The organism is Candidatus Desulfofervidus auxilii (genome assembly GCF_001577525.1).
Lineage (GTDB): Bacteria > Desulfobacterota > Desulfofervidia > Desulfofervidales > Desulfofervidaceae > Desulfofervidus > Desulfofervidus auxilii.
On sequence record NZ_CP013015.1, the window covers coordinates 1,738,543 to 1,753,456 of the forward strand.

Genomic DNA, 14,914 nt, shown 5'->3' on the forward strand with positions numbered 1-14,914 from the left:
AGTCTGAAGTCTATCACAAATGAATTTTTTTGCACATATATTTTAGATATTAGATGATTATGCCTTTTACTGTAAGAATATAAATTAAAAATAAATTGACGAAAACCCCTGTTTTGGGTTATGTTATCCAAAATAAAAAGGTATCTTAAAATGCAATGTAGTATTGTTGTTCCTGTTTATAATGAGGCCCGTGTTTTGCCTATTTTTTTAAAAAGATTGACAGAATTGTGCCAGAATTGGGAAAATCAGGGGATAATCACCCAAGTTATCTTAGTTGATGATGGAAGCATAGATGAAAGTGTAGAAATCATGCAAAAATCTGCTCCACCTAGTAGTGAAATTGTGGTTCTAGAACGGAACTATGGCCAGGCTATTGCCTTAAATGCTGGATTAGAAAGAGCCAAAGGTAATTATATTTTTACTTTAGATGCGGATATGGAATTTGACCCCCTTATTTTAAATAAATTTTTATCTAAATTAAAGGAGGGCTATGATTTGGTTAGCGGAGTGCGAGTAATTAGAAATACTTCTATTCTGCGAAGGTTTGCCTCTTATAATATTAATTTTTTCTCTCATTATCTTTTACATATTTACTTGCGGGATTTGACTTGCCCAGTAAATGCCTATACTCATTCTTTATTAGAAAAGGTGAGAAAACACGGCTCTCTTTTGTTTTTAAAGGTAAAAGCAGCTAAGTGTGCCTCCAGGGTGACAGAAGTGGAAATTGAACAGCTAAACCGGAATAAAGAAGGCTCAAAATATAATTTTTTAAAACTTTTTGCCTTGTTTTTAGAATTTATTGTGCATCATTCGCGACACATCTTTCAGCGTATTATACTTCTTGGCACAGGATTACTTATCTTTTCTTTGCTTACAGGAGGCATTTACCTTTTTCTGCGCATTTTAGGAGCCATATCTCCCTCAAAGATTTTTCAAGCATTGGTGATACTAATATTTTTCACTGGTTGGCAGACTTTGATTGTAGGTTTCATTGGAGAATATTTGCTAAGACTTCACCGATTGTTGGAAGAGAGCTTACCATCTTATAAAATTAAGCAAATTTTAGAAGTAAAAAACAAATTTTAAAACTCTAACTCCACAAAGTTTTAGGAAATAAGTTTAATCCCAAAATCCTTCTTCTCAGCTTTTGCAGGAATCTCGCTCAATCTTTTCTCTTCATCACTATAATATAAGATACACTTTTGAAAGCTCAAATAGCACCTCATTCAGGGCCACGTCAAAGTCACGAAATAATTTGTTTTTTAACAGATATTAAAACCCTCTGGCTTTTTCCCCTTTGTGTTAAAGGTAATGGCAAGCTTAAGGAATTTAGTAATTAGCATCTCTAGACTGCTTGGATTTAGATATGTGCCTAATTTGCTTTTTTAATCTTTTTTATTTAAAAAACCTTCCTGCCTGTCGGCAGACAGGTTGTGCTACAAGAATTACCTCTTTATCTATTCTAATTAAACTACTTTGCCGTATCCCTGGGGTGTTGATTAAGACCTCTTGACAAAACCAATAAAATATATAAACATATGTCAATATATTAATACTGAAATGAAAATGGGTAATAAAGAGCTAAAATTATTTATTTTGTTTTTGTTTGTTTTTTTTCTATTCTACTTTGTTCCCTTACATCATGTCCGCTGGCAATATGCCATTCTTGAGGGTTTATTTCTAGTTCAAGAATATGCAAGAGAACATATACTTTTTTGTCTTGTTCCTGCTCTCTTTATTGCTGGAGCTATTTCCTGTTTTGTCTCTCAAACTGCAGTATTAAAATATTTTGGGGCAAAGGCGAATAAAATCCTTTCTTATAGCCTTGCCTCGGTCTCAGGAGCTATTTTGGCAGTGTGCTCCTGCACAGTGTTGCCTTTATTTGCGGGTATCTATACTCAAGGAGCAGGTATTGGTCCAGCAACGGCTTTTCTCTATTCAGGTCCAGCCATTAATATTTTGGCCTTGGTATTAACAGCTAAAGTTTTGGGCTGGCAATTGGGATTGGCTAGGGGGATATTTTCGGTATTTTTTGCTTTATTTATTGGTTTGAGTATGAATCTTATCTTTGGTAAGGCAGAAAAGGAGCGTATAGAAGGTTTTCAGATGATAGTTGAAGCTGATCCAGAAAGACCATTGTGGCAGAATGCCTTTTTTATCTTCTCTCTAGTAGGTATGATGGTCTTTGCTGCCTGGGCAAGACCAAAAGAAATAAGTGGTCTTTGGTTTACTATTTATAAGTGGCATTGGCTACTTGCCCTACTATTTTTGTCAGTCACGATATTGATAGTAATTAAATGGTTTAAAAAAGAACAAATTTCCGATTGGTTTCAATCTACCTGGTTTTTTGCCAAACAAATTTTACCTTTATTATTTTTTGGTGTCTTAGTGGCTGGCATATTATTAGGCAGGCCAGGGACAGACAATGGACTTATACCTGCTTCTATTATTGAAAAACTGGTAGGTGGAAATAGTTTTACCGCAAACTTTTTTGCTTCAATTGTAGGAGCCCTTATGTATTTTGCTACTTTAACAGAGGTTCCTATTTTACAGGGACTTTTAGGGGCAGGCATGGGAAAGGGTCCTGCCCTGGCATTATTATTGGCTGGGCCGGCTCTAAGCCTTCCTAATATGTTAGTCATTGCCAGAATTATGGGGATAAAAAGAGCCATTACTTATATTATTTTAGTAGTAATCTTTTCCACTTTTGCAGGGATCTTTTATGGAAATATTACATAAAGGAGTCAAAAATGAAGGATATAAGCAAAATCAATGTAAATGGTCAACTTATTGGTATCATTGGTTTAAAGACTGCCCTAGAAGAAATAGCCCAAATAAAAAATAAATATTCAGAAAAGGAATTAAAACAAAGGCTATTTCAGTGCCTTAAAAGAAAAAATTACATTCCTGCAAAACCTGAGATAGAAAAATCATATAAAGAGGCATTTTGGCGAGAGTTTAAAAAATATTTAGGAGAACCTGTCAAAGAGAAACCCACCCAAGGAATTATCATCTTAGGGCCTGGTTGTCCTAGTTGTGACCGTTTAATGGAAGAAGTTTTGCAGGTGTTAAATGAAATGAAGGTAGCTTTGTCCGTTGAGCATATAACTGACCCTACTGAAATAAGAAAATATGGTCTTTTAGCTACACCTGCCCTGATTATTAATGGAAAATTAAAAGTAAGTGGGCGGGTGCCATCTAAAGGCATGATTAAAAAATGGATTGAAGAAAGCTTAAGGGAGGGAAGTCATGAAAAAAATTGAGGTTTTTGGTTGAGAAAGAGATATTTTTTGACAGCCAATATATAGAGATATATAATTATGCAAAAATATTAATATTGTGAGGAGACTATGGGTGAGGGTTTAAAAAAATGGATAAAGGCCTTTAAGGCCTTAGGGGATGAAAGCAGGCTTAAAATGCTGGCCTGTATTGCTAAAAAAAAGGAATTATGTGTTTGTGAACTGCAGGCATTGCTTAAGCTTAGTCAGCCTACTGTTTCACGCCACTTAAGGATTTTAGAAGAAGCAGATTTTTTGGAAAGTAGGAGACAAGGACAATGGGTGATATATACCTTAAAGGAAAATAAAATTTCTTCAATTTTTTTAAAACTTATTGATGAAATTTCAAAGGAAGATGAGCTTAAGGATTTAATTGAAAAGGCAAGGAAGATTAATTTGCGAGATTAAAAATATCACTAGGAGGTCTAAAAATGGCTATAGAGATTAAAGACAAGGAATTAAAAGAAATGTTTGAGCACGGTCTGTATTTTCATGGGCATCTTTGTCCGGCTATGCCTTTGGGATTAAGGGCAGGGCTTTTGGCTTTAAGAAAACTAAGGGTAGGACGCTCTCAGGATAAGGAGCTTATGCTTTTGGCAGAGACCGCCGAAGGTCATGCCATGGCCTGTTTTTTAGATGGTCTGATGATGGCTACAGGGTGCACTTATGGAAAGGGGAATGTGAAAAAACTGCGTTATGGTAAGTTGGCCTTTACTTTAATAGATAGAAAGGGGAAAAGACAGGTCAGGGTGAATGTTAAGGGAGAATTTGTCTTAAATGCATTAAAGACCTCTCCTTTTATTGCCAAAAGGAAGGCAGGGGTACCTCCCCAAGAGGTAGAAAGGGAATTGGCAGAGATGGCAGTGAATAAAATAATAAATTTGCCTGAAGAAGAAATTTTTAATACAGGCGAAGTAACTCCCATTGAGCCAAAACCAGCCAAAGGGACATTTGAGGCCTATCCTTGTGAGGGTTGTGGTGAGGCAGTTTATGCAAAATGGATAAGGGTAAAGGATAAGAAATTTTATTGCATTCCTTGTAGTGGATATAAGGAATAAAGATGCTTAGCTGGGGACAAATAGGGGTTTTATTTGCAGTTTTTTTTGGTGTTTCAGTCGTCTTTATGATGTTTGGTCAGGGTGGAGGAGCGATTTTTGTGCCTATGCTTTTGGCCTTTGGCCTGCCTCTTTATAAAGCAGCAGCTACCAGTCAGGTCTTGATTATAGCTGCTACTATTTCGGCTATGTTGGTGTTTCAAAAGGCCAAGATGATAGATTGGTGGTTAGCTTTAATTGTTGAACCACCTACCAATTTAGGGGCCTTTTTAGGTGGGTATTTTTCTCCATATTTTCCACCTATGTTTTCCAAACTGGTCTTTGCTGGCATTTTGCTCATTGGTGCCTATTTTATGATTAAGCCTATTCAAGAAGCTGAGAAGACCTATCCGGTCATTAAAAGGCACTGGTTTTGCTTACGCCGTAAAATAGGTGGATTTGAGTATCACTTAAATCTGCTGGTTATTATTCCCATTATGATTCTAGCAGGTTTTATTGCTGGTATGCTTGGGGTAGGTGGTGGGCTTTTCAAAGTGCCTGCACTGGTGCTTTTGGGTGGTGTGCCCATGAAGATTGCGGTTGGCTCTTCCAGTTTGATGATTGGTATTACGGCCTTAACTGGCCTTATTGGTCATACATTAGTAGGGCATTTTGATCCCAGATTGGCATTAGTTTTAGGTGGAGCTGTCTTTTCTGGCGCTCAGGTAGGGGCAAGATTAGGGGTAAAGATTGACAAAAAGAAACATAAAAAATATTTTGGCTATCTCCTCATCTTTATTGCCTGTTGGATGGTTTATATGGCGTTTAAGAGAGGTTAAATATGAAATACCTGCTCTATATGTTGCTTGCCCTTTTTGTAGGGGCAGCCATTGCTGTTATTATTGTTACTGGGGGTTCACAGTGTCCAAGAAAAATCTATTTACGTGACGAAAACGGAAATATTATCACTCCTCAAAGCACTGCCCCTTATAGTCCTCGCCAAACATGTGGTCTTTCTGATTGCCATGACTATGAGAAGATCGTTAAAGGCTACCACTTCACTCAAGGCTGGGGGGAAAAGGTAAAAAAAGAAGATAAGGTTATTTATCCGTGGCTTTTAAGTTATGGCAATTATGGTGGAAGATGGTGTCCTACAGCACCTAATTTCCACTGGGTAAGTCCTTTAAAAATCTCTTCTCCTTTACAGTCAGACCTTACTTCCTTTACCTTTGCCGTAAATTGTGGTGTGTGTCATCCAGGTGGAAATACCATGGAGCATGACCGTCAAGGACATCGTTATGATGTTTACTTAAAAAAGCACCCTGAACTTGCTAAAGATCCCACAAATGGTGATTATTACCAAAGTAAATGGGATAAGACAGGTGTAATAGAAGCAGATTGCCTTTTGTGCCACTTAAAAGGTTATAATTTTAAGATTCGCTGGAGTCAAATTAAGAATCTGAATTTTAAGTGGGCATCAACTGCAGCCAGTCATCTAGGAGAAGTGATTGGCACTGTAAAAAATGGACAAAAACCTATTGTTCGGTATAACCCACGGCTTTTTGATGAAAAAAATATGGTTTCTTTGACTATCACAAAAAAGGTAGATGATAGAATTTGTATTGAATGCCATAAATTCTCTGATTGGAAAAAGCGGGGGGTGACTTGGAATGCTCAACATGATGTTCATCTTAAAAATGATATTCATTGTGTAGATTGTCATACTGCAGGCATGTTGGCCTTAGATTCCAGAATCAAAGGCAAGGAAAGACATCAATTTGCCAAAGGTGATGACCCAGGTATTTGGGTAAGGAATGATTTAGACAATACTTTAAGTTGTAAGACTTGTCATAATCGTGGATTAAAACGCATTTATATGTGGGGACACAAACTTATTTTAGGTAAGTGCTTTGAAAAGCTTGATTGCACTGTCTGTCATATTCCTAAGCACTATACTCAAGCAGCCTTGATTCAGGATAGCACGGTTTTTAATAAAGATGCAAAGATTCCCCAAGCTAAAAGGATATGGACATATTATGGACAGGAAGCAGGATATTACAATTATTATTTTGATTTATTGAGCTTTCTTCCTGACCAGCCTCCTCATTTTTGGTCACCTGAGCTTTGTGTTTATAAAGACAAAATATATCCTATTAACAAGACTCATTCTATCTGGATAGGCATAAAAGAGCCTGATAAAAAAGGCATCATGCAGATCTCCATGCATAGACTATTAGTAATGTGGCAAAAACATTTTGAAGAAGGTAAATACAAAACACTTGACTTAATTAAGGATGATAATGGAGATGGACATCCAGAGGTAAATACAGCTCAGGAAAGGGAAGCCATTATAAAAGCAGTGAAGGCATTTTTAGCTGATGAAAAAATTGATTTAGGGAAAAAACAGATTGTTTTGGTGGTAGATAACCTCCTTTATATTGACAGCAATCATTATAAAATTTTACCTAAAACTAGTTATGAGAACAGTCCTTATGCCTCAGCCTTTAAATTGACTCACGATGTGGCTCCAAAGGAAAAAGCACTTGGTTATGAAACTTGTGAAGAATGTCACTCTCCTCATAGTAAATTTTTCTATCGCCCTGTGCTGGTCAGACTATGGGATGAAAATGGGAATGCCTTATGGGAGCCCCAATATAAAACATTAGGTTATACAAAAGAACAGGTGGAACATTTAACCCATCTCAAAATTTCTACTTTTAAGGAATATCTTCATACCTTATTTAACGCCTGGAATTCGTTCTGGAGAGGCGAATAGTGTGTGAAAAGACCATTTGGGTAGGGCTATCCTTACTGTTAGCCCTACCTTGTTTTGCCTATCAACCCCAAATCAGGCCTATTTATCAGGTTAAATGGGGAAATAGGAGTTTTGCCTTAAGTGGTAATATCCGCACGCGTTTTGAATATCAAGGTAATTATAATATTAAAAAGTATGGGATAAAAAATGATGATGCCTTCTTTTTAGAAAGACTTCGACTTAATTTCAATTTTATCCTTTACCCTTCTATTCGTGCATTCTTACAAATACAAGACGCCCATGTCCTAGGCCTGTCTCTACCTGCTTATACCTTTAAACCTAGCAACCCATATTTTGACCCCTTTGATATCAGACAGGGTTTTTTGGAAATAAAACCCATAGAATGGCTTGATTTTAAAATTGGCAGACAGCAAATTTCCTATGGAGATGCCCGCATCTTAGGGCCTGGGCAATGGGGAAACACAGGTCGCTATGCCTGGGATGCTATAGTAGCTACCATAAATAATCAATATATCAAAACACACTTATTGGTAGGCCGCTATCTCATTCGCGACCCCAATAAATGGCCCAATCCTAATATTCACTATCCTACTGGTTATGCTATTTATAGCACAATAAAAAGATTGCCATTTAATTTGGATTTATTTTATGTATTAAAAAGGGACTGCAGAAAGATAAAGCAAGGAGAGGCAGGTAAAGGTATATGGAATACAAACAGTATAGGATTTTATCTTTTTGATCAATTTAAACATATAGATTATAGTGCAACTTATGTATATCAGTGGGGTTGGTGGGGAAGGGATAAAATAAGAGCCTATGGATATAATTTTCAAATAGGCTATACATTTCCTTTTACCTTTAAACCACATTTTAAACTCCAATATACTTGTGGTTCTGGAGACAAAGACCCAAATGATGGTATCCATGGCACATTTGATGGTGTCTTTGGAGGGGTAGATAGGTTTTATGGAAGGATGAATTTTTTGGGCTGGATGAACTTAAGGGATTATGAAATAGATTTGGAAATTAAGCCACATCCTGCATTACTTATTAAAACTGCCTATCATTATTTTACCCTGGATGACAAAAAAGATGCTTGGTATTTTCCTAATAGCAAGCCACAAAGATGGGATAAGGCAGGAAACTCAGGGAAGGCAATTGGGCATGAAATTGATACAGAGGCTATATTTAGATACCAACGTTATGAATGGCGAATGGGTCTTTCTACCTTTATTCCCTTAAACTTTGCTAAAAACACTGGCACTAATCCACATGCCTATTGGTATTTTTTGCAGATGATGATTTGGTTTTAAATACAAAACATTAGGAGCTGATTTGGGAAGGTAATGAATTATGGGAAAAATTAATTTTTAAAAATTTGCGAAAAAGATTAATTCTAGGGTCTTTAACCTTTTCTTCAAGATAAGCAATATAAAAATATCTTTTGAGCCTCCCTTCAAAATCTAATATGTTGTAGTGCTGGGAAGATTCAGAAATAGCTATTTTGGATAAAACACAAGCTCCCCATCCTTCCTTGACTGCTGCTTTGGCACAGGCATTACAGTGGACTATAGCTCGTATTTTAACTTTATTCCAACTTAGTTTATGTTTTAACAGATAATGTTTCCAACACCAAGTAACACCTGATTCCTCCTCCCGTATAATAAAAGGAAGTTCCAAAACACCTTTTAATTTTAGTGGGCTATCATTATAATTGTATTTTTTAGGGACAATCATTACTAATGGGTCTTCTAGTAGTTCTTCATACTCCACTGAAGTAGATAAGGGATTTCCTACAATGCCTATATCAATATCACGGTTAGCCAGTCCTGATAAAATAGCCGGACTTTTACCAATCCTAAAACTAGTTTTTATGTTGGGATAAGCTTCCCTAAATTTGATTAAAATCTTAGGCAACAGGTATTCTCCAAAAGTGGAGCTTGCACCTATAATCAAATCTTTTTTCTCCTTTACAGAAAATAAATCTAGATACATAGGCACTCTATACCACCTTTTAGGTGAAGCTATGTTTTTAAAAATTTGCTTTATTTTGCTCCATTTGCCCGCCTGCCGGCAGGTAGGTGGATTTTCTTTTAAAGTTATTACTGTTTTGAGGAGCTTACCTTATCTTTTTAGAAAGCTTTTAAAAATTCTGGGGAAAGTCCTGTTTGGTTAGATTGACAAAATTTTTATTTAAGGTAAGAACTAAGGCAAGGAGGATAAGAGATGCCTATTTATGAATTTAGATGTCTTCAGTGTGGGCATGTGTTTGAGATTATTCACTTTAAAAAAAATGAGCAAACAGAAATGAAGTGTCCGGAGTGTGGTGGAAGGCAAATTGAGCGCGTTATAAGTAAACTTGGTATTGTTTCTACAAAAACAGGTTCTATCCGTTCAACCTTTAAATCTTGTAGCAGTGGGACTTGTGGGAGTTTAGAAATACCAGGGCCTGAAAAATGAGGGAATTTCCCAGAATTGCTATTTCTGGGTTAAGTGGTGATGCAGGTAAAACCCTCATTAGTGTTGGACTGAGCAGGCTTTGGGCCAGGCAAAGAAGGGTAATTTGTTTTAAAAAAGGGCCTGATTACATAGATATGGCCTGGCTTTCTCTGGCTGCGAGTTATCCCTGTTATAATTTAGATTTGTTTTTGGCTAACAAGTCTCAAGTGTATGCATCTTTTGTTTGGAATGCCTCTAAAGCAGATGTAGTGGTTATTGAGGGAAATCGTGGCTTATACGATGGTCTAGATAGAGAAGGCAGTGTAAGCACGGCTGAATTAGCCAAACTTCTCGAAATTCCCTTAATTCTGATTATCAATTGTAGTAAAATGACCCGCACTACAGCAGCGGTTGTCTTAGGCTGTTTAAATTTTGATTCGCAGGTGCCTATAAAGGGTATAATTTTAAACCAATTGGCCCATACTCGTCACCAAAAGATTATTACTGCCTGCATTGAAAAGTATTGTCATTTACCTGTAGTGGGAAATATTCCTAAATTGAGAAATATAATCTTTCCTGGAAGGCACTTGGGATTAGTACCTCCTCAAGAACACCCACAGGCAGAAGAGGCTATAGAAAATGCTGCTGAAGTAGTAGCCAAATATTTGGACATAGAAAAAATCTGGGAAATTGCTTCTGAGGCACCCCTATTAAAATTTAAGCTTCAGAAAATGCCCCAGTATAGAGAAATTTCAGTAAATATTGGGATTATTCGAGACTCGGCCTTTCAATTTTACTATCCCGAGAATATAGAGGCCTTAAAAAAAGCAGGGGCAAAAATAATAGAATTTAGCGCCTTAAATGATGACCTACTTCCTCCTATTGATGCCCTCTATATTGGGGGTGGTTTCCCTGAGACTCATGCCCACTTACTTTCAGCCAATAAGGGATTGAGACAGGCTATTAAAAAGGCCGCTGAAGATGGTTTGCCTATTTATGCTGAGTGTGGGGGGTTGATGTATCTAAGCGAAAAGCTAGTTAGTGAGGAAAAAACTTATCCTATGGCTGGTGTTTTGCCCTTAGTCATTGGGGTAAGCAAAAAACCTCAGGGGCATGGATATACTATTTTAAAGGTAGAGAAGACTAATCCCTATTTTAAGCTAGGAGAATGTTTGCGAGGACATGAATTTCATTATTCTTATGTTTTAGGCTGGTCAGGTGAAGATAAAGATACTTATTTTGCCTTTAAAATGAAAAGGGGCTATGGAATTGACGGGAAACACGATGGATTGTGTTATAAAAATGTCCTGGCTACTTATACCCACTTACATGCCTTAGGCACACCTGATTGGGCTAGTGCCTTGATTAAACAGGCATTGGTTTATAAACAGAGAGGGTCAGGGGAAATCAAAAAGCTTTGTAATTGTTCGGGTTTCTGACACGTTCTAAATAGATAAGGCCGAAAAAGTAAGAGTGGAGTAAAAAGAAAATATTTTTCAAAAGACCTTTATGACTACAGAAGAATTAAGGGAACAAATATATATGCTGATGCCCTGCGGTGCAAAGACGGATATAAAAATATTAAAGAGGAAGGTGAAAAAAGAAGTTTTCTTTAAGAAACTATTTTTCTGTCAGGCCTGTCTGCCCTGCCTGCGCAGGCAGGCCTGCCCGACGGCAGGCAGGTGGGTTTTCTTTTAAAGTTATTACGGTTTTGAGGAGTTTACCTTACTTTTTTTAGAAAGCTTTTAAAAATTCTGGGGGTTCCTTTACTCTGGACATTTCCTGTATTTTGGTCTATCTTTAAGAATAATTTTAAGGGGTTTTTATGGCTGTTGAAAGAGAGAGGATTCAGCCAGTAAGGCTGGAAGACGAGCTTAAACACTCATACCTTGATTATGCTATGAGTGTTATCATTGGACGTGCCTTGCCTGATGTTCGGGATGGCTTAAAGCCTGTGCATCGTCGTATCCTTTATGCCATGAAGACATTGGGCAATGAATGGAATAAGCCTTACAAAAAGTCTGCTAGAATTGTGGGTGATGTTATTGGTAAGTATCATCCTCATGGAGACACTGCTGTTTACGATGCTTTAGTGCGAATGGCTCAGCCTTTTTCTATGCGTTACCCTTTGGTGGATGGCCAAGGAAATTTTGGTTCTATAGATGGGGACCCTCCGGCAGCCATGCGTTATACCGAAGTGCGCATGTGCCCTATTACGCAAGAATTACTGAAAGATTTAGAAAAAGAAACTGTGGAATGGTTGCCTAATTATGATGGCACTTTGAAAGAACCTGTAGTTTTACCCTCTCGTCTTCCAAATCTTTTAATAAATGGTTCTGCAGGAATTGCTGTAGGAATGGCTACCAATATCCCTCCCCATAATTTGGGTGAAATAATAGATGCTCTTATTGCCTGTTTGGAAAGACCAGAAATCACAGTTGAAGAATTAATGCAGTTTGTCCCAGGCCCAGATTTTCCAACAGGAGGCATTATTTATGGCGAAGAAGGAATTAAAAAGGCTTACACAGAAGGAAAGGGAATTATCTCTATTAGGGGTCGGGTAGAAATAGAAGAAAAAAAAGGAAAAACCTGTTTAGTCATTAGTGAAATCCCCTTTCAATTGTGTAAGACGCGTTTAATAGAAAAAATTGCTGAATTAATAAAAGAAAAAAGGATAACGGGTATTGTTGAAATTAGAGACGAATCAGATAGAGAAGGGATTCGGATTGTTTTAGAAATTAAAAGAGGGGAAAATGTTCAAGTGATACTAAATAAACTCTATACTTACACCCCTTTAGAAACTAGTTATGGTATTATTCTTCTAACTTTAGTGCATAACCGTCCTGTTCTTTGCCATTTAAAAACACTTTTGGTCTCCTTTCTTGAACACCGTCGTGAAATTATCATTCGCCGCACTCAGTATGAGCTAAAAAAAGCTAAGGAAAAGGCCCATATTTTAGAGGGATTAAAGATTGCCTTAGACCATTTGGATACAGTAATCTCCTTGATTCGTAAGGCAGAAAGTCCTTCGGTAGCCAAAAAGGAACTAATACACCAATTTGAGTTAACAGAAATTCAAGCACGAGCCATTCTGGAGATGCGACTCCAACGACTTACTCAATTAGAGAGAGCAAGTCTTATTCAAGAATATAAAGCGAGTCTTCAAGACATTGCCAGATATGAGGCCATCCTAAAAAGTGGGGCATTGGTGAAGGAAATTATCAAAGAGGAATTGAAAGAGATAAAAAACAAATATGCTGACCCAAGAAGGACAGAGATAAAGGCTCAGCGGGAAAAAATTTATACAGAAGACCTTATTCCTGACGAAGAAGTAGTAGTTACTTTAACCCATCGTGGCTATGTAAAACGGATTCCTTTGGATGTGTATAGAGAACAACGTCGTGGTGGTAAAGGAATTATGGGGGTTGATTTAAAAAAGAAAGATTTTGTTCAGGACATATTTATAGCTTCTACTCACAGTTACTTACTTATTTTCACTCAAAAAGGCATAGCCTATGGACTAAAAGTCTATGAAATTCCTCCTGGTGGCCGGATAGCTATGGGTAAACCATTAGTGAATCTTATCAATCTTCCTCCTCAAGAAAAAATTGCTTTTGTTTTAAGTGTAAAAGACTTTAAAAATGACCTGTTCATCACGATGGTGACCAAAAAAGGAATAGTTAAAAAAACTCCTATTTCTGAATTTACTTATCTAACATCCACTATCCGGGGTATTAAGGCCGCTACCATTGACCCAGATGACCAGTTGGTATGTGGACACTTGACTGAAGGGAAAAATGATATTTTCCTCCTCACTAAAACAGGTATTAGTATAAGATTTAAAGAATCCGATGTTCGCCCTATGGGAAGGATGGCTAGAGGTGTAATTGGTATCCGTTTAGATGATAATAATTGGGTAGTTAGTATGGATACATTAATTGAAAATAAAGGATTTATCTTAATTGTTACCGAAAAGGGCTATGGGAAAAGAACATCTGTGGAATTATTTAGGGTTCAAAGCCGTGGAGGAAAGGGAATTATTGCCTTAAAAACCTCAAAAAAAACAGGAAATGTTATAGGTATGACTTATGTGGGAGACTCTGATGAAATTTTGTTGATAAACAATATAGGAAAAATCATCCGCCTAAAAGTAGATAACATATCTATTTTAGGAAGACAGGCAAGGGGAGTAAAACTCATAAACTTAAAAGAAGATGAAAGGGTAGTAGGTGTGGCTAAAGTATTAAAGGAAAATATGATTTAAACGACCGAGCAAAAACCCACAGGATTATTCTTAACTTTTTAAATTAAACCTCGGTTTACAGAGAAGTAATTAAGGTCAGGGTTACGTCAAAGTCAGGCCATAAGTAATTTAACAAAAAGAACAAACGTTTAAATATGGTCTAAAAAATCCAAATTTCAAAATCCAAATATCAAATGAAATCCAAATGTCTTAATGCCAAAACATTAAATTAGTGAGTAGTGAAATAGTGAGGGAATGAAATAGCCAAATGTAGTGGAATTGGGGTCTATAATTAAAAGTGAGAGTAAAAAATGGGGAATGAAATTAAGAAGCCTTCTTTATGTGATATAAATGATAAATGGCTAGGGGAACATTTGTGGCTAACGGGGTCAGTCAATAATGTTGAATTATTGTGACTCGGTTTGAATTGCCGGATGTTCTCCTGCCAATACCCTGTCTAATGGAAAGGTGCCTTTAAGTGGCTATTATAGACGGGATAAAGGTATTGGCAGAGCCATAAAATATCAAACATAAAGGAGGGTGAGGCGTGAAAAGGTTATCTGGAGGAATCGATATTGGCAGTGATAATCATCACATAATTATCATGGATGATGAAGAACAGATTTTGTATGACCAGAAGATAGCACACAAATTCAGTGAATTTTATAAGGCAGTTAGAGAATTTAGAGAGATTGAGAAAAGAGAAGGTGGGATAATATCATTTGCAATTGAAGGAAAGAATGGATACGGAGCACCATTTGATCGGATACTTATAGAGAGCGGATTCACCTTATACAATGTAGATAATTTAAAATTAAAACAATTTCGGAATGTATTTGGGGCAGAATGGCGTAACGATAAAAGGGACGCAAAAATGTTAGCAAAAATGCTGAAATTAAGAGATTATTTAGACGCTGAAAATGAAAAGGCATTCATTGCGGTAGAGAAGGCAACAAAAATCAATGAAAAGTTAAAGATTCTGTCTCGGCATCAACAAACCCTGATAGATGAGAAGATAAGGTTGCAAAACAGGCTTCGAAAAAGGCTATTAGAAGTATCTCCTGAGATATTAGAGATTGGTGATACAGACAGCAAGAAGATGTTGAGGCTTCTGGTAAGGTATCCTGATTTTTCGAGATATAAG

General features: G+C 36.9%; 13 protein-coding genes. 12 read left to right on the plus strand and 1 reads right to left on the minus strand.

The annotated features are described in order from the left end of the window. Nucleotides 1–120 precede the first annotated feature (120 nt). The 8 genes from HS1_RS08730 to HS1_RS08765 all read left to right on the plus strand — a co-directional run bounded on the left by HS1_RS08730 (nucleotide 121) and on the right by HS1_RS08765 (nucleotide 8,401). Nucleotides 121–1,086: a glycosyltransferase gene (locus tag HS1_RS08730; protein ID WP_082757740.1), complete on the plus strand. Its 966-nt coding sequence runs from the start codon at nucleotides 121–123 to the stop codon at nucleotides 1,084–1,086. Between the two features lie 474 nt (nucleotides 1,087–1,560). Further along, nucleotides 1,561–2,739 (plus strand): permease, encoded by a 1,179-nt coding sequence (locus HS1_RS08735; RefSeq protein WP_281178290.1) that lies wholly within the window; start codon nucleotides 1,561–1,563, stop codon nucleotides 2,737–2,739. Between the two features lie 11 nt (nucleotides 2,740–2,750). Next, on the plus strand, nucleotides 2,751–3,263 hold the full coding sequence (locus HS1_RS12875; RefSeq protein ID WP_082757742.1) for a thioredoxin family protein: 513 nt from the start codon (nucleotides 2,751–2,753) through the stop codon (nucleotides 3,261–3,263). Between the two features lie 87 nt (nucleotides 3,264–3,350). Further along, nucleotides 3,351–3,686: an ArsR/SmtB family transcription factor gene (locus HS1_RS08745; protein WP_066064054.1), complete on the plus strand. Its 336-nt coding sequence runs from the start codon at nucleotides 3,351–3,353 to the stop codon at nucleotides 3,684–3,686. Nucleotides 3,687–3,709: 23 nt separating this feature from the next. Beyond that, the gene (locus tag HS1_RS08750) at nucleotides 3,710–4,336 is read left to right on the plus strand and encodes an FmdE family protein (RefSeq protein ID WP_066064057.1); all 627 of its coding nucleotides are present in this window, start codon (nucleotides 3,710–3,712) and stop codon (nucleotides 4,334–4,336) included. A gap of 2 nt (nucleotides 4,337–4,338) precedes the next feature. Continuing rightward, the gene (locus HS1_RS08755) at nucleotides 4,339–5,151 is read left to right on the plus strand and encodes a sulfite exporter TauE/SafE family protein (RefSeq protein ID WP_066064060.1); all 813 of its coding nucleotides are present in this window, start codon (nucleotides 4,339–4,341) and stop codon (nucleotides 5,149–5,151) included. A 2-nt stretch (nucleotides 5,152–5,153) separates the two neighbouring features. Continuing rightward, complete coding sequence (locus HS1_RS08760) at nucleotides 5,154–7,088, plus strand: cytochrome c3 family protein (RefSeq protein WP_066064063.1); 1,935 nt, start codon at nucleotides 5,154–5,156, stop codon at nucleotides 7,086–7,088. Further along, nucleotides 7,088–8,401, plus strand: coding sequence for an alginate export family protein (locus HS1_RS08765; RefSeq protein ID WP_066064066.1), 1,314 nt, complete (start codon nucleotides 7,088–7,090; stop codon nucleotides 8,399–8,401). Before HS1_RS08760 ends, HS1_RS08765 begins: the two co-directional genes overlap by 1 nt. A 10-nt stretch (nucleotides 8,402–8,411) precedes the next feature. On the opposite strand, the gene HS1_RS08770 is transcribed toward HS1_RS08765, so the two are convergent. Next, nucleotides 8,412–9,083, minus strand: a complete 672-nt coding sequence (locus tag HS1_RS08770) for a LysR substrate-binding domain-containing protein (protein WP_156469432.1) — start codon at nucleotides 9,081–9,083, stop codon at nucleotides 8,412–8,414. Nucleotides 9,084–9,314: 231 nt separating this feature from the next. Between HS1_RS08770 and HS1_RS08775 the strand changes: the two genes are divergently transcribed. The 4 genes from HS1_RS08775 to HS1_RS13435 form a co-directional block, all read left to right on the plus strand. Further along, on the plus strand, nucleotides 9,315–9,548 hold the full coding sequence (locus HS1_RS08775; protein WP_066064072.1) for an FmdB family zinc ribbon protein: 234 nt from the start codon (nucleotides 9,315–9,317) through the stop codon (nucleotides 9,546–9,548). Next, nucleotides 9,545–10,966: a cobyrinic acid a,c-diamide synthase CobB gene (locus HS1_RS08780; protein WP_066064075.1), complete on the plus strand. Its 1,422-nt coding sequence runs from the start codon at nucleotides 9,545–9,547 to the stop codon at nucleotides 10,964–10,966. Before HS1_RS08775 ends, HS1_RS08780 begins: the two co-directional genes overlap by 4 nt. 386 nt (nucleotides 10,967–11,352) lie before the next feature. After that, complete coding sequence (gyrA, locus tag HS1_RS08790) at nucleotides 11,353–13,791, plus strand: DNA gyrase subunit A (protein WP_066064081.1); 2,439 nt, start codon at nucleotides 11,353–11,355, stop codon at nucleotides 13,789–13,791. A gap of 526 nt (nucleotides 13,792–14,317) precedes the next feature. Beyond that, the coding region (locus HS1_RS13435; protein ID WP_172793628.1) for an IS110 family transposase at nucleotides 14,318–14,914 on the plus strand (597 nt) is incomplete at its 3' end.